Here is a 20,438-nt window from a genome sequence, read left to right as displayed (position 1 = left end):
ACCAATTAAATAAATAAGAAAATATATTACGTAGTTAGGAGCAGGGAAATGGAACGTACTATCGGTATCGATGCTGGAGGCACATTAACGAAAATAGCTTATTTTAACGAAAAAAAGCTATTAACTTTTGAAAAATTTTATTCGCATGAACAACATAAAATAATAGATTGGATTAAAAACAACAATGGCATAAAACAAATATGTATTACGGGTGGTAAATCGAAACTATTACAGCATCTGCTTACAGGTTCATATAAAATAATAGAGCTAAACGAATTTGAAGCTACTCTTGCAGGTGTCCAATACATATTAAAAGAAGAAAAACATGCTATACGCAATTTTATTTTAACCAATATCGGTACAGGTACTTCTATCCATTACGTTTATAATGAACAATATATTCGCGCTGGTGGAACCGGAGTTGGCGGTGGTACTATTATGGGACTTTCAAAATTGTTAACAAATATAGATCATTTTGAAGATGTAATCCCTCTAACAAAAGTAGGCTCTAGAAAAGAACTAGATATTACGGTTGGAGATATTTATGGTGGTATTCTTTCCCCTATCGATAATAACTTAACTGCTAGTAACTTCGGAAAAGCAGCCATTACAGAATCAAATAATAGTAGCTCCGATATACTAGCTACTGTACAAGGACTTGTCGGTGAAGTCGTTACTGCATTAAGCCTTCAATTCGCTGAAACAAAAAACATTGAACATATTATTTATATTGGTTCGACTTTATGTAATAACGTACAACTTCAACATATTATTAGTAGCTACACCGAATATCAAAATAAAACACCAATCTTTTTACAAGATGGTGGTAATAGCGGTGCAATTGGTGCATTACTTCATGCTACGAAATAAAAAGCTGACTTTTGTCAGCTTTTTAGAAATGGTACTTCAAATTCAATAATTGATTCCCCGTTCTCTCCAATTCGCTCCACGCTTATTCTATCAATTACACAATTTAACTTCCCATGAAAACTAGGAATCTCCTTCACTACTTCAGCAGCTAATTCGACACTTTCTTTTCTTCCGACTGTTACATGCGGGATGTACGGAATGTCTTCTTTCAAAAATTGTAATAAAGGTCCTGTATATAGAATATTATGTAGTTCCTCTATTTGTTCTTTCCCCTTTTCAACTCGTAAAAACAAATATTCTCTTTCACTTGTAATTTGATTCTTAAATTCAATTTCTATATTCTGTATCAGTTTTGATACATTTATAATATGTAATTTCAGCTCATCATTTGAAATCGAACTTTCAAATGGGAATACAATTGTAATATGCGGTGGAATTAATCCAAATAAAGGATCATGTTTTTGCCTAATGTCCTCGATTTCGCTAATGAACATGTTGTTTAGAAAAAGTAAAATTGTACGCATTTTTATCCCCTCAACTTTTCCTCATTATAATATGTATCATATTCTATGACAGCCTGCCCTTTAACAACTTGTTTTGCTTACCTGTAAAAATAAAAAAACTTCTCAAATGAGAGGTTTTCATATAGCATGATTATTATTTTCCAGCCAAACTTTCCTAAACTTTATATAACAGGCAATTCTCCAAGGAAAAATATACGATACTGCAACAACATAAAATAATAAACCTATTGTTTGCTGATCTAAGTCAACAATATATTTTCTTGAACCGTATCTCAAAACGACAAGTGCAATAAAAGTAATTAAAAAAGCTGCACTTTTTTTCGTATAAATATTCCCATCATCTCTTCGTTCATAATTTGTTAATACTATAAGCGGCACAGCAAAAAGTACACCAATGAATACCGCTATAATTACTTGCAATATAGCTGGATGTACGGGACCTAAAAACCATACAATACCTGGTGTTAAAAATAGTAATGGCCATAAAATACGTTTTCCCGATCCCTTTATTGGCTTATGCATGGAGCGATAACGACGCCAAAATATTAGTAGTGCAATGCATAAAAAGACCTTTATTAATGAAGAAGTATCTCCCATTTACTCTTCCTTCTCCCCTAAAATAATTGTATTTAAATTGTATCTTCAAACGAAACCTTACGAATAAATAGAGCGCTAATTACAATATATATGCAAATAAGAACTATCGAAACTAATATGAAATTAGGTATTTCTAGTAACATTTTACTATTAATAAACACCAACTCTTTTATACCTATCCCTGCATACATTGTACTCGCCAATCCGAATAAAACTATTATACTAAAGGCGAATCCGAACCAATTAAATCTTTTCTGAACAATAGTTGTTGATTGGAATAAACAAGCTAATGTACTATAAAATATGAATTGTACAAAGAATTGTTCAATTGCAGATGCTCCTAAATTTACATGTTCTGTTTTATAAAATGTATCCTGTAAAAACAAAGCTTGAAGACATGAAAACAATGCTGATTGCAATAAATTAAAACATATTGAACCAATCAAAAATTGCAACCTAGTGACACCAAACGAGACGACTGTAGGAAAAATATCAAGTTGAATAAGAAACACGCTTATCACAATAAACATTACGATTACAATTGATGAATTATTAAAGGTATCGTGTAAAAATGCTACCTTTATTCCCTTTAAATCAGTTGCAGTCATTGTCCCTTTTATAAGTAATGCCACAGTCCAAAAGATAAGAATGGCTTTATACTGATATTTTATATGTAACTTCAACTGCTTCATTAACATCGTCATTTTATTTCACCACCAGTTATATAAATAAATAGTTTTTGTAATGTAATTCTATCAATTGATAATCCTTCTTTTTCAAGAGAGTAATAATCTTCATTAGAAAGTTCTTCCCATATAACAGAAATCCCCTTATTTCCATAAACTTCTCGATTTATAACTTTTTTATTAATTGAAAACTCACCTACTTTATCTTTTTTCCCTGAAATAATATGACCTTGTCGTAATAAATCTTCCACTGATGATTGGACAACAAGTGCACCTTCTTTTATGATAATTACATCTTCGATAACATGGGTTACTTCTTCTACTAAATGAGTTGATAATATAATTGTTCTTGGATGCTCACCATAATCTTCTAATAGTAAACTATAAAACAACTCTCGATGTGCTGCGTCTAAACCGGTAGTCGGTTCATCAAAAATTGTAATCGGCGCCCTACTTGCTAATCCTTGAATAATTCCTACTACAGTTTGCATTCCATGTGATAATTTATGGTATTTGTCTTTCAAATTAAGTTGAAATCTCCTAGCAAGTTCTTCAGCAAACTCTTGATCCCAGTTTTTATAAAACATGTTACATAAATTAAAAATATCTTTTACTTTATCATTTAAATATGCAGCTTCTTTAACTCTAACAAAACAAATATTTTGCATTGCTTTACTATTTTCAAATACATTTTCACCAAATATTGATACACTTCCACTACTTGAAGTAATTTGACCTGCAAGTAAATTTAATAAAGTCGTTTTCCCTGCTCCGTTCCTTCCAAGCAAACCATATATTTTATTCTCTTCCAATGAAATCGTTACTTCATTTACAGCTATTTTCTTTTTATACTTTTTCGTTACATCTTTCGTTTCAAGTGCAATCATCCCTCTTTCCCCTCCTTCGTAATCTTTTGAATCATATCCATCAATTCATCTTTTGATATTTCTAGTACTTTCGCCTCTTCCCACACTTTAGGTAAATATTCAGTCATAAAAGTATTTTGTCTTTTTTTTAGTACAACTTCTTTTGCTCCTTTTGCAACAAACATCCCGATCCCTCTCTTTTTATATAAAATCCCCTCATCCACTAATACATTCACCCCTTTAGCTGCCGTAGCCGGATTTATTTGTAACATCTTCGCAAATTGATTTGTCGATGGAACTTGTTCTTCTTCAAGCAATATGTCTTTTAAAATATCAGATTCAATCGTTTCTGCAATTTGTATGTATATTAATTTATTTTGTTCTAGAGTCGGCTTCACATTTTCACCACCTTAGGTTCATAGGTTCATTACTTATGTAATTAACCATATCACATAGAATTATTTTTTTCCATTAATTTCTTTTACAAAAATAGAGAGTCATTCAATTAAGAATGACTCTCTTTCTAAAAATTCGAAGTTTAAACTCTTGTTCTCAAATTTTTTCATTTATACCATTTTGACAAAAATTAAACTGTTGTCCCTCAATACATTTTGTACGATCTACTACTTGCCCTAAATGATAGCTTGTATGCTCAACTAAATGTAATAGACTTTGAAGATCAATATGCCTTTTTTCTTCCCAGACCTGTATATATGCTTTTCCCCACTCATCAAATATTTCTTCAACAGTTTTTAACAAAGCTTCAGAGCTTATTTGTTTCACTGGAAAATATTCTTCAATTCCATTTTCAAAAACTATATTTGGATCCTTATAACGCCTTGTATTTCTCTGTAAATGTTCACAAATATGTAGTACGATTCCACCAATTGAATTAACAGAGGTCTCTTGTTTCCACAAATCTTCTTCACTAACGAGCCTAATTGCCTGTACTAATTTAGGTAAATAATGATCCTGCATTCTATGATAAGAAATTTTGTATACTAACTCCATCTTCTCCCCTCCATTATTTCAACTGGCTTACTGGATATTTAGCAAATAAAGATTTCCGAAAATCTTTATCTTCCACAAGCATTTTAATTTTTTCTTCATTGCCGTTAAAGAACTTTATAACTTTATTTTTATCCCATATATCTTTTTCTTTTGGAAAATCATCGAATTCCCTATGCAAAATTGATAACATTTCTTCCCTCGTTATCTTAAAGTTTTTATTTTCTATTTGAAACTCATAAGCTTTTGCGTTTGGTACTAAAATTACTAGATAGGTAGCATTAAAGAGAAAATTCTTCTTCATCGTATCTTTCTCATCAAACCAATACGTCTCAATCATTTCTTCTGTAAGAGCTCCACTCTCTTTTGCACCATAGTTCACTTTTATATTTTCATTTTCTAAACTTATACTTTGAACTGTTCCACCACCGGATAAATGATTAATAATTGCAACCACATCTGAATTATTACCAACGTATGTCCCAGTATATTTCTTAAAATCATCTGACCTAACATCATATATATCTTTTATTCTTTCTCCGTTAGAACAAGCCGTAATGAATAAAAAAATTGTTAGCATAACGATCATGTTATGATGCATATATTTCATTTAGCATCCCCCATTTTTATCGATATTTCGTTAATTACAATATTTACTTTCAAATCCCTTTTTAAATATACGCATTTTAATCAAAATTAAAAATTTTCATTTTTTATGTTTACAATTATCCATTAATTGTATATACTTACTAACGTAAGAAAAAAATTCTAAAAGGAGGTCGAAGGAAATGATGAAATTACAATTACATGCATTAACTTTAGCGTTAACTGCACCTGTGTTTTCTGGACAATTAAATATGAATTCGACCACCCTAATGGAGAATTGAAAATCGTACTTTATTTCATTTAATTCATAAATTCGCCACAGGAGGTCGTATACTTTCCTGTGGCTTTTTCACGCCCCGCCATAGGAGAACTGTATCTTCCTGTGGTTTTTTTGCGCGGTTTTTTTAGTCTCTTACATTATTTTTCTAAGAAAGGAGCAACATTCAATGACTATTAGCGTATTGTTTTTAAGTATTACGATTCAAAGAAATACAATTTCCAAAGATGAAATTCTTCATAATGAGCAAATTGAAAAAGCTATGAATGATGTTAAGGAGCGCCAAGCACTTTACTGTGATCACCTGTAATTCCTTTTCGAAAGGAGGAATTCATTTATGACTTTTCATATTTTCTTTTTTACGACTGTGCTTCAAAAAAATACTTTATCTGAAACTGAAATCATTCGTAAACAACAGTTAAAACAACTGACTGATAAAATAACTGACATTAAAAGTTCATACTACACTCAAATGTATTAAAAATATATTTTAAAGGGGTAATATATTCATGAAATTTAAAGCATTCTTTTTAACAATCACCATTCAAAAACGTAAGCTTTCACAGAAAGAGATTTTACGTGAGCAACACATCCAAAACATTATGGACGAAGTAAAAGAGCGCCAATCTTCTTATTACACTCGTCTTTTCTAAATCACTTATAAAGGGATAATTATCCAATGAAATTTAAAGTATTCTTTTTAACCATTACCATTCAAAAAAATAAATTTTCTGAGTCTGAAATGCTTCATGAACGACAAATTAATCAGGCTATGGATTCTGTAAAAGAAAGACAAAGTCATTACTGTAGTCATCTGTAATTCCAATTCGAAAGGAGGAATTCACATATGAAGTTTCACCTTTTCTTTTTAACGATTACGATTCAAAAAGAAACAATATCTCAAAATGAATTAAAACAAGAAAGACAATATAAACAAGTTATTAATGAAATTCGAGATCGTAGAAGCAAATACTACACTCACCTTTAATCGTTTAACTATATAGAATTGAAAGGAGTCGATTTTGATGTTGATAGCGCGCTGTAAGGAAATGATTTGGATAGTTCAGAGGGATTCCACATAGTTTTATAGAGCCTTATATCACACAAGTTCATCACTGAATTTGATGTATAAAAAATATATAATAAAATCAAATCAACCCACTTTTAATTATTTTTTATAAACAAAAGATACACCACTTAAAAAGCGGTGTATCTTTCTCAGGTTTTACTATTTCCGATTACTTCTCTTCGTCTTAAACAATCTCACTAAGTTCGAAACAACTGTTTTTGTTACTGCATAAACTGGTACTGCTAAAATCATTCCGATGATTCCAGCAAAGTTACCTACCCCTAAAATTAGGATAATAATTGTTAATGGGTGGATGTTTAATTTCGAGCTCATAATACGTGGTGAAATAATATTACTTTCAAACTGTTGTACAATTGTTACGATAATAATTACGTATAAGGCTTGCATCGGAGATACGAACAGTCCTACAATAACAGCTGGCGCTGCCCCAATAAATGGACCTAAGTTAGGAATGATGTTTGTAAATGCTGCAATAATTCCTAAAACGAAAGCGTACGGTAAATCGATAATTAAATAACCGATAAAAGTAAACGCACCTACAAATATACAAACGAGCGCTTGCCCTTGAATATATGCAGATAATGTTTCGTTCGTTTCCTTAATGATACGAAGCCCCTCTTCACGGTAAGACTCTGGTAATAAACTTACCGCTTTTCCTGGAAAGGCATGTCCATCTTTAAACATGTAAAATAAAATGAACGGTACAGTAAATACAACTAATGCAACGTTCGTGATAATACCAAATAAAGCCGTTGCACTCGACGTAATTGTATTTGGTATATCTTTTAAGTATTCAATCGCATTTTTTTCAATTGTTTCAATGGAAACGTAGTTTTGTGTAGATAACCATTCAAACAACCTATGATGTGATAATTCTTGTATGTATACTTTTCCCTCTTTTATGTAGCCTGGCATATTTTTCACTAAGTCCATTAGCTGTTGTGAAATCGTAGGAACAACTATTCCAACGCCAACCGCAGTTAATGTTATGATAAAAAGATATAACAGTAATATCGCTAAATTTCTAGGTACTTTTTTATTCTCCAAAAAGATTAATACAGGATTAAATATGAAGTATAAAAAAAGCGCGATTAAGATTGGGAAAAATAATGTTGATATGAAGATACCAATCGGTTGAAATAAAAATGATATTTTTGTGCAAATAAATATGATTCCTACAACCATTAGCACTTCTAATGTCCAAAAGTGCACTTTTGATTTCAAAAAAACGGCCTCCTTTAAACTAGCACTTCTCTTCATTGTACCAAAATAAGTATGAATTTCACATAATATTTTCCTTTACAATATTCCAAAATACCGATAAATACACTACAATGAGATTACATACAAATTTGCAGGTAAAGGTGATAAAAATGACACAATGCATCATTTGCAGAAAAGATACGAAAGAACTTAGTGAACAATATGTCATTCCAGAAATATTATGTGGATATTATTTCACAAACTCAATTTGTGATACTTGTCATGAACAAATGACAACAAATATTGATCGTCCTTTAATTAGGCATAAATTGAGTCAATTTAAGATTGAACAAATGAAAAGACAAATTGATTCCCCACTCTATACGAATGAGCACGGTGAGGAACTTGCGGCTGCTGAGACTGATGTTGTCGAAGTAAGCGACGAGATTCTTTATTCTAATGCATTAATTATGAAACTATGTAAAAAGCACGATATTTCCTTACATAATGAAATTTGGAAAGAGGAACGTGTAACGAAAGTAGCGAGTTCTATTCAACGTGAATTACTATTAGATAACCGTAAATATAAAATGAGTGTATTAAAAATGGCTTATACATTCGCTGTACAAGCAATTGACGGCTACTTTGAAGATCAAGATGCAATTGATATTTCTACCATTCTCTCCAATGCAGATTTCGTGGAACTAAAAGAAAAAAGCATTGTACGTGATTTAAGCAAAAGTTCTTTATGGAATACGCTAAATACAAGTAGTGAAAATCATTACTTTATTTTACTTAGCGATAAAGACGGCCTGTTTTGCTTCATTCGTTTGTTTGACATCTTTGATGTTGTCGTTCATTTATCAGAAAAAAGATTTGACCTTCCATCGCCGATTGTCGGTGTAAATAATGTGAATACGCAGAAATTTTATGTCCAAAGTTTAAAACAGTATATGGATGGGCTGTTTAAAGAAAAAGCACCTACTATATAACAGAAACCAGAACATACGGTCTCCTTTCTTGATGAAAAGACACTGTGTTATAATGAGTATGAAAAGAACAATACAATCACATAAACCAATTATAAATTGTATATAAATAAAAAAGACTAGTGTGCGGCTACACACTAGTCCACGTAACTTAGCAGATTGGATTGTTCATTTATCCTATTTGTTTCTTACAAACAAAACAACCCACATTCTATAAGCATAGGTGGGTTGTTATTTTTTGAGCTTGTCTATTAAAACGACGACGAACGTTAACAATGCAACGAGAAACAGTCCACCTTGCAGTAGCAACGCTATTTCACTCACGTATTATCACCCCCCTCCTACTCGGAGAAGTGATAATTGAACAACCAACCGCACCTTAAGTTACCCTTTAATTTTACCATATTTTCTAATAATTTACGATGAAAACCCGCAAGCGAATAACTTGCGGGTTTTTTATCCCGTATTAACAGGCAGTAAACAAAATAAAGCAATAAATAGGTGAAACTTTATTTCTCACTATTTTTTTAATGCATATGCATCAGCAATCATTTCACCAACCATTTTATTTTCTTCTTTCTTCTCGTTTTTCAATAATGGGAATAACAATTCTGCCACTTCATACGCTTCTTCTAAATGCGGATATCCTGATAAAACAAACGTATCAATTCCTAACGATTCATATTCTTTTATCCTTTCTGCTACTGTATGTGGATTGCCTACAAGTGCAGTACCTGCCCCACCTCTTACAAGTCCGATTCCAGCCCATAAATTAGGGCTTATCTCTAACGACTCTCTCGTACCTTTATTTAAATGTGTCATCCTCTTTTGACCAACCGAATCATATCTTGCAAATGTCTTTTGAGCAAGCTCAATTGTTTCATTATCCACATATTGAATTAAACGTTCTGCCTCTTCCCACGCTTCTTCTTCTGTTTCTCTTACAATTACGTGTAATCTAATGCCAAATCGTACTGTACGCCCCTTCTCTTCTGCAAGTTTTCTTACTTCTTCTATTTTCTCTTTCACTTGCTCTGGTGGCTCTCCCCACGTTAAATATACATCACTATGTTCAGCTGCTACTTCTTTTCCAGCAGCTGATGATCCTCCGAAATATATAGGAGGATATGGTGTTTGAACTGGCGGGAATACAACTTTACTATCTGTAACTTGAATATGTTTTCCTTCTAAAGAGATCGTTTCACCTTGCAATGTCGATTTCCAAACTTTTAAAAATTCATCCGCTGCTTCATATCTTTCATCATGCTCAAGATATAATCCATCTCCTTGTAGTTCAACTGGATCTCCTCCAGCTACTACGTTAATAAGTAGTCTCCCATCTGAAATTCTATCAAATGTAGATGCCATCCTAGCTGCAACTGTAGGTGACATTAGTCCTGGTCTCACTGCTACTAAAAATTTTAGTTTTTCTGTTTCAGCAGCAAGAGCTGAAGCTAACACCCAAGGGTCTTCACACCCTTGACCAGTTGGAAGTAAAACACCCGTATATCCTAAATAATCAGCTGCCGTAGCAACTTGCTTATAATAACCATATTCAGCTGCTCTTCCTCGTTTTGTCGTTCCTAAATATCGACCATCTCCATAAGCTGGAATAAACCATAATAATTCCATACCTTTACACACCCCTTATTTATTTTGAAATGTATACTAACACATCCTATATAAATTACCCCTAATAATTTATATGTTAATTCCCAGTCTCACCTTTAAAATTATCTCGCCATCTTAAAAACTTCACTTCTAGTAAACGTACTAGAGAGTCAGAAAACTTCCCAACAAATGCAAAGATAATTATTCCGACAAATACGATATCTGTATTTGAAAATTGCCTTGCATCCATAATCATATAACCAATACCTTCTGTAGATCCCATAAGTTCTGCTACTACTAAACTCACCCATGCAACACCTAACGATAACCTTGCTCCTAGTAAAAGGTTAGGCAATGCAGATGGTAAAATTAGTTTCGTAATTAGTTTTCTTTTGCTAAACTCTAACACTCTCGCAACATCAAATAACTTTGAATCCACACCTCTAATACCTAAAAATGCGTTTACGTATAAAGGAAAAAATGCACCATCTGCAATTAATAGCACTTTCGATGTTTCACCAAAACCGAACCATAATACGAAAAGCGGCGCAACAGCTAAATGAGGTACAGTTCTTAACATTTGCACAGATGGGTCTAAATATTGCTCACTTCTCGTTGAAAATCCAACAATCGTTCCTAAAATGATTCCTAAGCCCCCACCAATAAAGAAACCAGCCGCAGCCCTGAATACACTAATACTTAAATGGCCGAATAACTCTCCTGTTTTAATAAGCTCTTGGAAAGCTAGAAAAATATCTAATGGTGTTGGTAAAACTGTTTTAGAAACAAGACCGAATACGCCAGCCAACTGCCAAATTATTAATATAATAACCGGTATAGTAATCGCCCTTACTAAAACTTTTACATTTAACTTTCGTACCTTCTTTATGCCATTTTTCTTAATCGTTATACTCGCTGGTTTCATAACAGCTTTCGTATTTTCCACTTTACAAAACCTCTTTTCACTTCGCTTTCAATGCTTTTTCTACGAAAGAATTATCTACAACTTTTTCCGTCTTAATTTCTTTCTTTATAGAACCGAGCTTATATTGAAAATCCGCTGTCTTTTGTTGTTCTGCTATTATTTCCTTCGTTACCGGAACTAAAATTGGTTTGTCGTGATTAAACACTTCTTTTACAATCTCTGCATCTATCTTTTTTACAGAAGTGTATACTTTTATTGCTTCATCTAAGTTAGCATCTTGCCATACACGTGCTTTCTCATAAACTTTGAGGAATTTCTCAACTAATTCTGGATGTTCTTTCGCAAATTTTGTCCTCGTAATTAAAAATTCTGGTGAAGAGACATTTAATGTTTCACCGTCTGCAATCACCTTCGCACCTTTATTTAACGTATGTAATGATATGAAAGGGTCCCAAATCGCCCATGCATCTACTGATCCTGATTCGAATGCAGGCTGCGCTTCATCTGGTTGTAATTGAATGACATTTACATCTTTTGCATCAATACCTTCTTTATCAAGTGCTCGATACAATAAATTAAAGGCACTACTTCCTTTTGCTACTGCAATTTTTTTACCTTTTAAATCCTTTACACTCGCAATCTTGCTATCTTTTTGAACGAGAATTCCAGTTCCTTTTCTCGCATAACTTGTATTGGCGATTTCGGTAAATCCAATACCTGCTGCTTGCGCTGAAATGACTGGAGAATTCCCTACTTCACCAAAGTCTAACCGGTTTGATGCGATTGCTTCAAAATAAGGAGGTCCACTTTGGAACTCTGTCCATTTCACTTTAACTCCTTCTTTTTTAAACTCCTCTTCAAACCATCCCTTTTTCTTTGCTAGTAATAGCGGGCTTAATCCTTGCTGTATACCAATTTGTATTGTTACATCTTCTTTCTTACTACTTGCTGTACTTTTTTCGCATCCTAATAAAAACATTGATATAGCTAAAGCAAAAGAAAGAACTTTAAATTTTTTATACATATAAAATCACCCTTTTCCTATATACTTGTTTGAATCAATCCTCCATATTCAAACTGCTGTAATACTTTCGTTCGAAGTTGTTGGAACGATTGAGAAGTTTTATTTCGCGGATAAGGCAAATTATTTTCAATCACTTTATGTATTTTCCCTGGTCTTGCATTCATAATGATGATTCGGTTTGAAAGATATATCGCTTCGTCTATATCATGTGTAACGAATATCATTGTTGTTTTTTTCTGCTCCCAAATATTTAGCAATACTTCTTGCAAATGACTTCGAGTAAAAGCATCCAGCGCTCCAAAAGGTTCATCAAGTAATAATACATTCGGATCTCTTAATAACGCTCTCGCTATCGCAACACGTTGTGACATCCCGCCTGAAATTTCTTTCGGATACGATTTTTCAAAGCCATCTAACCGAACGATTTCAACCCATTCTCTCACCTTATCTTTCACATACTTATCTTTTAACGACAAATCTGCCGCTATATTTTCTTCAACTGTTAACCATGGAAAAAGCCTATGTTCTTGAAAAATAAAACCTTGTTTCTTACTCGGTTTTAAGATAGACTCCCCATCAATAACAACTTCACCTTCAAAATCATTATCTAGACCTGCAACAATTTTTAGTAATGTACTTTTTCCACACCCACTCGGACCAATTACTGTAACGAAATCCCCTTTCTCTAATTGAAAATTAATATTCTCTAATACTTGAACAGTACCAGTTTGTTTCAAAAATTTTTTTGATACCCCATCAATTGAAACAGTCATTTCTTCCCCCTCCTTAAAATGATTCATATAAATGAACAGATTAAGTATTTGTGCAATAAAAAAACCAAAGGCATTTTATCAACAGATAAAATGCCTTTGGTTTCTCCAATCAGCAATACGTTATGGAATTAAGTACATATTATACAAATATTTCCGATAAGTCAACTGGGTTTTAGCGAACATTATTTATTTTTAAAGATATCAGCAGTCCCTTTTATTATTTTTGGAAGGAACGTTTTAATTGTATCCGTTAATATATGAAGAGCTTCCTTCACATAACCACCTTCGAAATTTCCTAATGGTTCTGGTAATTCATCCTCATCTAATATGAAGTATTCTCCATTTGGAAGTACCATAATATCGATGATTAAATCTTCGAAGGAAACCACTTCGTCTTTTATTTGTGTGTTTTTTACGATATTAAAATAGGAACCTAAATAATTTCCTTTTATATCTCTCCAAACGTATAAATTGTACGAACGATCTTTCCAGTAATATGCGATTGTATAACTCCCTTTTGGGATTGTTAACTTAGTATCATTTGCAGTCATTGTAAATGAATGCTGCACCTCGTGAAATAAAACAATACTTTGTGATTGCTTTTCAAGTAATAAACACTTGTGATCTACTATTGTTGAGTTATACCGGATTTTTCTTTCTATAATTTCAATTTTCGATGTAAGTAACTTATTCATTATTTTGTTTCCCCTTACACTAGTTCTATCCTCAATTATATCCATTTATATAGTGATAAAGAAGTATATAGTTTTTTATATAATGATTTATACAAGAAAAACTCCTTCTTATTTAGAAAGAGTTTTTCACTTCTAACGGAAGTTTATTTGTTTTTATGTAACTAACAGCACTATTACTCATGTTTTAACTTTTCCTTAACCGCATCATAAAATTTTCGTTCTTCATCAACATTTAAGTGAACACGACTTACTGTTTTAGAAAAGCCATATAACAACTGTGCTTTCACTGGCTCTTTTAATGTTATTTCAAAAGTAGCAGGTTCTTTTATGAACTCCATAACAGTTGCATCCAATATCTGTTTCCCTTCTTTTGCCGATAGCAATTCACCCTTGTAGAACGCAATATTATCAATTTGTGTAAATGGTATAACAATTTTCTTTCCTAATCCAATTTGAATGATTACTTGTTCTTCTGTTACGACAAGTGGATTTTTACGCATTGCTTGTATTTCAGCTAAAAAATAAAACATTGCATATACATTTAAAATAAGTAACACCCATGCTACAACCGGATTCCATTGATGAAACAAATAATGAAAACCGATACTTTCTATTAAGGTCGCATGGATGATCATGATATATACACCTATTGCACCAGTCTTTTTGTGATATGAGTATACGGATTCACCTTCTGGTACTTTTTCACGCCACGATAAAAATGCATAATAGATTAACTTACACTCCGTTACAATGATATCTATTAATTTATTTCTTTTCATAGTAGCTTCAAATGCTGCATCAATCGCATAAGAAAAGGAATAATTTTCTCTTCTATGTTTTTTATATTTTTTTATTATTTTAGGAAGCACTCTAACAATTTTATAGAGAAGGAATAATTCTAGACCTACAAATGCAATTTCAGCCGCAACAATAATATAAGAGATGAATGAAAAAGCTTGTAAATAGTAACTTGGAATAATAAATCTTGCAAAAATATATCCAGCTATTACAACAGGAAATATATACGTTAACGAGTATCTTTTTCGAATAATGAAGAAATACGTGATGGTTGGAATGACAAACATGCAATCTAATAATGACCCAAGCACAACTTCTTTCGGCGCAGCTGGTACTATTGGAAGGGCATACAATAAGTAGTTTGATAGTATTATTAAAGAGACGAGTCCAATCCAAATACCTTTTCGCCTTCGCGATAGTGTAACATTCATACGTTCACTCCTTTATTTAAAAACCTCATTTAAATGGTCTTTATAAAATGAAATGGCACGCTCAAATTCTTTTACTTCCTCTACTTTCACGACAGTTTCAAGTAATAATTTCATAGCTGATTCGTGATCGTTTACATTATATTTTGCTAATGATAAAAATACTTTCATTGGATCGTTCTCTGGGAATTTTTTCACCCCAGCTTCTAATACTGTAATTGCCTTTTCATATTCCCCTATACAACGATATGTACTTCCTAAACCAATATAAGCACCGCAAAGTGATTCGCCATCAAGTCCATTTGCGATTGCTTGCTCATAATACGGAATTGCTTCTGTTTCTAGCCCCATTACATCATGTATCCACGCACACTGATACAGTACTTCTGCATCCTTTGTAAAGTTTGTTAATCCTATAAGCATCTCTTTAGACTGCGCATATTTCTTTTCGTTTCTAAGTTTAATAGCTTGCTTTAATAAATGTTCCATAGAATCCACTCCTCACCAATTATTCTGTGTATAGCTCTTGATTGGTATACGCTTCACATTCGTGTAAAAGTAAAATTCCCACCAATTAAAGTTTCGCTTACTTATTACTATGCGGATTCATTCTTATCTAAAAACTTAATTTTAAAAAGCAGTAACACGATTACATAATATCTCTAAGCTTTTGACAATTTCTTTCGCTGTTTCATCTTTCCCATTACACAACTTCCCTTTACCATCCTGTCCAATTACATAATGTACAGCTCCGCGCGAATATAAAGAATGTGGTGAATTCGCAATCATTACATTCGCCCTTGCTTCTTTCATTCTATTTTTCGCTCTTTCAAATAGTTCTTCTTCATTTAAATCACTTTCAAGTTTAAAACCAACAAGTACTGTTTCTGGATCCCATTCTTTTATTTGTTTTAATACTTTTGGAGCCTTTTGAAAGTGAATAATCGGTGCTATATCACTTGAAATTTTTCCGTTCATATTAAGAACATTACCATCTTGATCACAAATCTTCTCCACAATCCAATCTGATCCAGCCGCGGCCATAATGACCGCATCAACCTTTTCATGTGTGATGATACTTTTCATTTTATCTTGCAAATCAACAATTCCTTCAAATGGATGTAATTCTAACCCTCTATGTACATCGCTCGGTTTCTCCGCAAAATAACCGTGTAAATATATAACATGTGCCCCTTTAGCTAGAAGTTCTTCTGCCATTATCCTTCCGATTGTACCTTTAGCCATATTCGTATGCCCGCGTACTTGATCCCATTTTTCTAGACAACCACCGCTCGTAATTAATACCTTTTTCCCCTTCATTGTAACCATCCCTTACTAATTTTTCTTACGAAACCATTCGGTTCCAAAGTCAACTATATCACGCTGTTTCATTAGACGACACGTTGCATTCCCTATCTTCCCGTTTTTTACAGTTCCTTTTCGCTCAAACTCCACACCAATTTCAACAAACTTCTCAGATTCGTAATTCATTTCAACAAACTCTTTCCACACTCTCTCACCGTTTTCTATAATAGGTGCTCCTACTTGTATTAACTCACATGCACCAGTACGCACCTCGGATAAATGAACAGACGTATTGGAATCATATCCAACACCAATTAATAATACGTACCCGTCTAAATCATATATTTTTCTTAATGGAGATTCTTCTCCAAAGCTCATTGATAACGAATGGTTCATTGTTATTTCTACTGCATGTTTTCCCCATGCAGCAAAACTTCCTAACGGATGATTACTACGTACTACATTCGGATATGTACGAAAACATTCAACTATTTCACCCATTCCCCTTGTTGGGGTTATACGTGAATCAAATGCCGGGACGTTATCTCGGATAATTTGCCACCAGTCTTCCGGTACAGGTGGTCTTGACCAATGTTTCGGATCGGATAAATCCGAAGATTGCGTTGGCATTATTATCGTTCCTTCTTCCGTAACAACTTTCATTAATGCTTCTACTACGGCAACCGCACCACCAGATATCCACCCGATAGAACTTAGTGATGAATGAACGATAATTGTCATTCCTTTTTCGATTCCTAATGCTTTTAAATCTTTTGTTATTGTTTCGATTGTATTTGGAAATTTTGTACTTGCTACTATATCATTCATTTTCATATTGGTTCCCCCACTAGCCATGTAAATTTAAACTTTTATATAAATATATTATCATATTTTTCTTAATTTTTAACTTAATCATATTCATTACTACAAAAATATGTATATTATTATACTGAAGACTCAAAACTCTATTAAAATCGTAGATAATGATGAACGAGAGTTTTTTGAAATGAAGAAAAATGTAGATCTTATTTTTTCAGACTATACTCCATATGCATATTTTTATACTATTTTTCCAAATAACAATGAAATCTTTCGATTCCCTTATATTTTTCTCCTAAACTTTTAACTCGAAAACCAATTCTTTTATAAAATTCTACCGCCCCATCGTCTGTCTCTACTTCTATATAAGTCAATTGATATATTCTTACAACCTCTTTAATCATTTGCAGTGCAATTCCTTTTTGACGATAATCTGGATCCACTGCTATATGACATACTCGTGCTTTAGTTGCTCCGATTACTTCTATACCTATACAAGCTTTTTCTTCATATTTGTACAAAGTCCCTTTATTATTTTGATAAAGTAATACTGCTTTCTTTAAGCTTATTTCATTTGGACCGACGGCATATTGTAGCACATTTAATATTGAATCTTTTTCAAGTTGTTCAACACGTTGTAAATTCATACTTTCATCCCTTTCTACGAAAAAATACTAGCTCTTAATAAAAAGAGCTAGTCTCATTACGCCGTTATTTTTTCTTCTTGTTTTACAACGACAGCTACATAACTATGAAGTATCATCCCAATAATAACGAGACTCATACCAATCCAAGATAATGATGACGGAATTGGTGCAGATAACCAGATCAGCTCTCCTACTAGCGCAAATAAAACTTCACCAGACTGCGTCGCTTCCACTGTTGCTAGTTTTTGTGGATCATCTTTCACAAGATCTGTTGCAAAGAAAAATAATACTGTCGCGATTAACCCCGAACTAACTGCTACAATAAAACATTGAAAAACTTGGCTACTTGACGGTAATCCGCCAGTTGATACTTCGTAACCAGATAATAAAAACCAAAATGGTAAACTTGCTAATGTCATACCGAGTACTCGCTGAAATACATCTAATTCCCCTTTACAAACTTGCATCATTTTTCGATTTCCAAGAGGATACGCAAATGCTGCAATAAGTACAGGAACTACACATAAAACGGTTTCACGAATACCTAATGAAGAAGCATGTTCTACTTGCATGAGAACAACACCAAATAAAATAATACCCGACATAACTAATTCCTTCATCGGAAGTTTTTTATGTAGTGGATCCACCGCAAAAAATGGTGTTAACAAAATCCCTGCAACGATTGTAATTTGCCATGTTGATGCAACAAGCCAACCTGGTCCGAACGCTCCAGCAAAACTAAGCGGTGCATAAAAGAGACCAAATCCAACGATACTCCATGCTAACCATTCTTTCGGATTGTTTTTCATATATTGAAAGAGTTGCTTTAAGTTCCCTCTATACATAACAATAAGTAATAGCATTGGAACCATAAAATAATACCGTAATGATGCACTCCAAATCCAGCTTCCACCTTCTAAGTCCATTGCCCGGTTTAAAACAAAGGTAAAGGCAAAGAAAAATGATGCCAGTATCCCTATAACAATTGCTTTCATTGTAAAACCCCTTGTTTAGTTTCTCCCTAATACTATACAACAAAATAAATATAATTAAAATTCACAATCTTTAACTTGTATGTAATCTAGCTCTATATAATTTCCTCAATCGACTTATATGTGCTTGATGATATCGATTATGATCTGCTATATGCCAAATTCCCCATCTTATAGTCGCAGTTTCCCCTTTTTCATACAAAACTTCCCGCGTTAAATCAGTTTCTGTTAGTTTCATACATTCTTCATGAAACAATTTTTGCACTGCTTCATAATCTTGCATTAACTCTTGCAACGTGTATTTTCTTAAACTCGGCATTTCTCCTACTTCATTCAACATAGGACCATATTTATTTTCAAATGTTGTTGGAACATCTTCTCCCTTGAAACGATACACCCAATGTAAATCGACAACTGCTAAATGCTGAAGTAACTGCCCAATACTATTTTCATTATTTTCAGACCCTTTATAGGATAGTTCGTTCTCTTCAGTACCTTCTACTAACCTTTGCAATCTATTAAACGTATCAGCAACCGTCGCATACAAAATCGCTACTTGAAGGTCCATATTTCTTTCTAAATGGAGATCTTTCATGCTAAACTTCCTCTCTTAAAAGAACAACACCATATGTTCATCATCACTATACACACCATTCATTTTTATAGCCCTTTTTTCAATTCCGTACGTTTTAAATCCCATTGATTCATATAATCGTTTGGCTGGTTCGTTCGTTGACACAACCCCTAAGTTCAATTGCTCTAGCTTCATCTCTTTTGCCCTTTCAATTGCTTTACGTATTAAATCACGTGCAAGACCACTTCTTCGATTTTCAGTATCTACATACATTGCAACGATATGCCCTTTATGCTTATATGCATCCTTTTCTTCTGTTAATAAAGTAACAACCCCAACTAAACGATTTTCATTATTAAAAGCACCAAATGTAAAACTACTGTTAGATGAAAGATTACTAGCAACGCGTTCAAGAGGGTTTTCTTGACGTACTGCTTCTTCATAAGTCGTTACAAATGCTTCTGGGTTTACTTGTAGTGCTTGTAAACGTAACTCCCAATATTGTTTTGCATCCGCTTTTGTAAGTAATCGAATCATTTTATCTTCCCCTTTTTCATTTACATAATATTTTTATAGGTTATTATTTTTTAATTCATACTCTTCTTTTAATATACTGTAACGATAGCGATGAATGAACTTCCCCTGTCTCAATCGATCATTTCTCATTAACCCTTCACATACAAATCCGGCATGTTCATAACTCTTTTTAGCTTGTGTATTATCTTCATCTACACGTAACCAAATTTTCTCCAATTCAAACTGGGAAAAACCTATATGTAACATGCTGTTTAGAGCTGCCATTCCAAATCCTTTACCCCAATAGTCTTTATTTCCAATCGCAATTCCTAGTTCTGCATTTTTATTTGTTTTATCAAAATTTTTAAGGTCTACCCATCCAATATGTATACCTTTCTCAGTAACAATTGCCCTTTGTTCATAACCATTTTTTCGGCTTATACAAGCTTCAATCCAGTTTCTCGTATCTTCACGAGTGAACGGAGGATATTGATCTGGTACGACTAAATGCTTTGTTACATCTCTATCTAATGACCATTGATAGCGATCTTCTACATCATCTAATGTCAATTCTCTTAATTGAACATATGGTACATTCATTTTTCTCTCCCCTTT

Annotated in this window: 29 protein-coding genes and 1 pseudogene; 7 read left to right on the top strand and 23 right to left on the bottom strand. The window is 33.1% G+C overall.

The annotated features are described in order from the left end of the window. The first annotated feature begins 48 nt into the window (after nt 1-48). Nucleotides 49-870, top strand: a complete 822-nt coding sequence (coaW, locus tag N2V92_RS20375) for a type II pantothenate kinase (RefSeq protein ID WP_042598075.1) — start codon at nt 49-51, stop codon at nt 868-870. Nucleotides 871-884: 14 nt separating this feature from the next. Here the strand turns inward: coaW and N2V92_RS20370 are convergent, their stop codons facing one another. The 7 genes and pseudogenes from N2V92_RS20370 to N2V92_RS20340 all read right to left on the bottom strand — a co-directional run bounded on the left by N2V92_RS20370 (nt 885) and on the right by N2V92_RS20340 (nt 5,161). Then, nucleotides 885-1,394, bottom strand: coding sequence for a 2'-5' RNA ligase family protein (locus N2V92_RS20370; RefSeq protein WP_042598073.1), 510 nt, complete (start codon nt 1,392-1,394; stop codon nt 885-887). A gap of 117 nt (nt 1,395-1,511) precedes the next feature. After that, nucleotides 1,512-1,991 carry a CcdC family protein gene (locus tag N2V92_RS20365; protein ID WP_042598071.1) on the bottom strand — a complete coding sequence of 160 codons (480 nt, stop codon included), beginning with the start codon at nt 1,989-1,991 and terminating at the stop codon, nt 1,512-1,514. A gap of 32 nt (nt 1,992-2,023) precedes the next feature. Further along, nucleotides 2,024-2,695 carry a DUF4052 family protein gene (locus N2V92_RS20360; RefSeq protein ID WP_042598069.1) on the bottom strand — a complete coding sequence of 224 codons (672 nt, stop codon included), beginning with the start codon at nt 2,693-2,695 and terminating at the stop codon, nt 2,024-2,026. Beyond that, nucleotides 2,692-3,564, bottom strand: coding sequence for an ABC transporter ATP-binding protein (locus N2V92_RS20355; protein ID WP_042598067.1), 873 nt, complete (start codon nt 3,562-3,564; stop codon nt 2,692-2,694). The genes N2V92_RS20360 and N2V92_RS20355 overlap by 4 nt, the downstream gene beginning before the upstream one ends. Continuing rightward, nucleotides 3,561-3,941 (bottom strand): GntR family transcriptional regulator, encoded by a 381-nt coding sequence (locus N2V92_RS20350; RefSeq protein ID WP_000805185.1) that lies wholly within the window; start codon nt 3,939-3,941, stop codon nt 3,561-3,563. The genes N2V92_RS20355 and N2V92_RS20350 overlap by 4 nt, the downstream gene beginning before the upstream one ends. A 140-nt stretch (nt 3,942-4,081) precedes the next feature. Further along, nucleotides 4,082-4,554: pseudogene (locus N2V92_RS20345) on the bottom strand (DinB family protein). Between the two features lie 13 nt (nt 4,555-4,567). Beyond that, on the bottom strand, nt 4,568-5,161 hold the full coding sequence (locus tag N2V92_RS20340; protein WP_044798018.1) for a DUF4825 domain-containing protein: 594 nt from the start codon (nt 5,159-5,161) through the stop codon (nt 4,568-4,570). A 442-nt stretch (nt 5,162-5,603) separates the two neighbouring features. Between N2V92_RS20340 and N2V92_RS20335 the strand changes: the two genes are divergently transcribed. From N2V92_RS20335 to N2V92_RS20315, 5 genes are read left to right on the top strand one after another with little or no spacing between them, the layout of a single operon-like run. Further along, entirely contained in the window at nt 5,604-5,744 is a 141-nt protein-coding gene (locus N2V92_RS20335; protein WP_000156193.1) for a YrzI family small protein, read from the top strand. 27 nt (nt 5,745-5,771) lie between these two features. Further along, the gene (locus tag N2V92_RS20330) at nt 5,772-5,915 is read left to right on the top strand and encodes a YrzI family small protein (RefSeq protein WP_000142727.1); all 144 of its coding nucleotides are present in this window, start codon (nt 5,772-5,774) and stop codon (nt 5,913-5,915) included. A 28-nt stretch (nt 5,916-5,943) separates the two neighbouring features. Beyond that, nucleotides 5,944-6,087 carry a YrzI family small protein gene (locus N2V92_RS20325; protein ID WP_000668963.1) on the top strand — a complete coding sequence of 48 codons (144 nt, stop codon included), beginning with the start codon at nt 5,944-5,946 and terminating at the stop codon, nt 6,085-6,087. Nucleotides 6,088-6,113: 26 nt separating this feature from the next. Continuing rightward, nucleotides 6,114-6,254: a YrzI family small protein gene (locus N2V92_RS20320; protein ID WP_000669805.1), complete on the top strand. Its 141-nt coding sequence runs from the start codon at nt 6,114-6,116 to the stop codon at nt 6,252-6,254. Between the two features lie 27 nt (nt 6,255-6,281). After that, nucleotides 6,282-6,422 (top strand): YrzI family small protein, encoded by a 141-nt coding sequence (locus tag N2V92_RS20315; RefSeq protein ID WP_000668498.1) that lies wholly within the window; start codon nt 6,282-6,284, stop codon nt 6,420-6,422. A 240-nt stretch (nt 6,423-6,662) separates the two neighbouring features. Here N2V92_RS20315 and N2V92_RS20310 read toward each other — a convergent pair whose 3' ends face one another. Next, nucleotides 6,663-7,748, bottom strand: a complete 1,086-nt coding sequence (locus tag N2V92_RS20310; protein ID WP_042598065.1) for an AI-2E family transporter — start codon at nt 7,746-7,748, stop codon at nt 6,663-6,665. A 149-nt stretch (nt 7,749-7,897) separates the two neighbouring features. Here N2V92_RS20310 and N2V92_RS20305 point away from each other — a divergent pair, with 149 nt between their 5' ends. Continuing rightward, a complete protein-coding gene (locus N2V92_RS20305) occupies nt 7,898-8,719 on the top strand; it encodes an HNH endonuclease (protein WP_042598063.1) in 822 nt (273 codons plus the stop codon). A gap of 228 nt (nt 8,720-8,947) precedes the next feature. On the opposite strand, the gene N2V92_RS20300 is transcribed toward N2V92_RS20305, so the two are convergent. From N2V92_RS20300 to N2V92_RS20230, 15 genes are all read right to left on the bottom strand, one after another. Then, complete coding sequence (locus tag N2V92_RS20300; protein ID WP_001289320.1) at nt 8,948-9,040, bottom strand: putative holin-like toxin; 93 nt, start codon at nt 9,038-9,040, stop codon at nt 8,948-8,950. Nucleotides 9,041-9,235: 195 nt separating this feature from the next. Beyond that, nucleotides 9,236-10,348 (bottom strand): FMNH2-dependent alkanesulfonate monooxygenase, encoded by a 1,113-nt coding sequence (ssuD, locus tag N2V92_RS20295; RefSeq protein ID WP_042598061.1) that lies wholly within the window; start codon nt 10,346-10,348, stop codon nt 9,236-9,238. 76 nt (nt 10,349-10,424) lie between these two features. Next, nucleotides 10,425-11,273, bottom strand: coding sequence for an ABC transporter permease (locus N2V92_RS20290; protein WP_000432135.1), 849 nt, complete (start codon nt 11,271-11,273; stop codon nt 10,425-10,427). 16 nt (nt 11,274-11,289) lie between these two features. Next, nucleotides 11,290-12,276 (bottom strand): aliphatic sulfonate ABC transporter substrate-binding protein, encoded by a 987-nt coding sequence (locus tag N2V92_RS20285; RefSeq protein WP_042598059.1) that lies wholly within the window; start codon nt 12,274-12,276, stop codon nt 11,290-11,292. Nucleotides 12,277-12,293: 17 nt separating this feature from the next. Continuing rightward, nucleotides 12,294-13,049 (bottom strand): ABC transporter ATP-binding protein, encoded by a 756-nt coding sequence (locus N2V92_RS20280; RefSeq protein WP_042598057.1) that lies wholly within the window; start codon nt 13,047-13,049, stop codon nt 12,294-12,296. A gap of 182 nt (nt 13,050-13,231) precedes the next feature. Then, on the bottom strand, nt 13,232-13,744 hold the full coding sequence (locus N2V92_RS20275; RefSeq protein ID WP_042598055.1) for a DUF402 domain-containing protein: 513 nt from the start codon (nt 13,742-13,744) through the stop codon (nt 13,232-13,234). A gap of 173 nt (nt 13,745-13,917) precedes the next feature. After that, on the bottom strand, nt 13,918-14,973 hold the full coding sequence (locus tag N2V92_RS20270; RefSeq protein ID WP_044798019.1) for a hypothetical protein: 1,056 nt from the start codon (nt 14,971-14,973) through the stop codon (nt 13,918-13,920). A 12-nt stretch (nt 14,974-14,985) separates the two neighbouring features. Further along, nucleotides 14,986-15,459, bottom strand: coding sequence for a tetratricopeptide repeat protein (locus N2V92_RS20265; protein ID WP_042598051.1), 474 nt, complete (start codon nt 15,457-15,459; stop codon nt 14,986-14,988). A gap of 141 nt (nt 15,460-15,600) precedes the next feature. Beyond that, entirely contained in the window at nt 15,601-16,290 is a 690-nt protein-coding gene (locus tag N2V92_RS20260) for a phosphopantothenoylcysteine decarboxylase domain-containing protein (protein ID WP_017763297.1), read from the bottom strand. Nucleotides 16,291-16,305: 15 nt separating this feature from the next. Next, complete coding sequence (locus N2V92_RS20255) at nt 16,306-17,103, bottom strand: aminoglycoside N(3)-acetyltransferase (protein ID WP_127057673.1); 798 nt, start codon at nt 17,101-17,103, stop codon at nt 16,306-16,308. A gap of 236 nt (nt 17,104-17,339) precedes the next feature. Then, complete coding sequence (locus N2V92_RS20250) at nt 17,340-17,741, bottom strand: GNAT family N-acetyltransferase (RefSeq protein ID WP_001053328.1); 402 nt, start codon at nt 17,739-17,741, stop codon at nt 17,340-17,342. Between the two features lie 56 nt (nt 17,742-17,797). Then, nucleotides 17,798-18,736, bottom strand: coding sequence for a DMT family transporter (locus N2V92_RS20245; protein WP_042598048.1), 939 nt, complete (start codon nt 18,734-18,736; stop codon nt 17,798-17,800). A gap of 70 nt (nt 18,737-18,806) precedes the next feature. Beyond that, on the bottom strand, nt 18,807-19,328 hold the full coding sequence (locus tag N2V92_RS20240; protein WP_000653847.1) for a DinB family protein: 522 nt from the start codon (nt 19,326-19,328) through the stop codon (nt 18,807-18,809). Nucleotides 19,329-19,343: 15 nt separating this feature from the next. Next, nucleotides 19,344-19,844, bottom strand: coding sequence for a GNAT family N-acetyltransferase (locus N2V92_RS20235; RefSeq protein WP_000620322.1), 501 nt, complete (start codon nt 19,842-19,844; stop codon nt 19,344-19,346). A 33-nt stretch (nt 19,845-19,877) separates the two neighbouring features. Then, nucleotides 19,878-20,423, bottom strand: a complete 546-nt coding sequence (locus tag N2V92_RS20230) for a GNAT family N-acetyltransferase (RefSeq protein ID WP_001102493.1) — start codon at nt 20,421-20,423, stop codon at nt 19,878-19,880. Nucleotides 20,424-20,438: the final 15 nt, after the last annotated feature.

The sequence above is a fragment of the Bacillus sp. CH_48 genome, assembly GCF_038008465.1.
GTDB lineage: Bacteria > Bacillota > Bacilli > Bacillales > Bacillaceae_G > Bacillus_A > Bacillus_A thuringiensis_S.
This window is presented reverse-complemented; position numbering and strand designations above follow the sequence as displayed.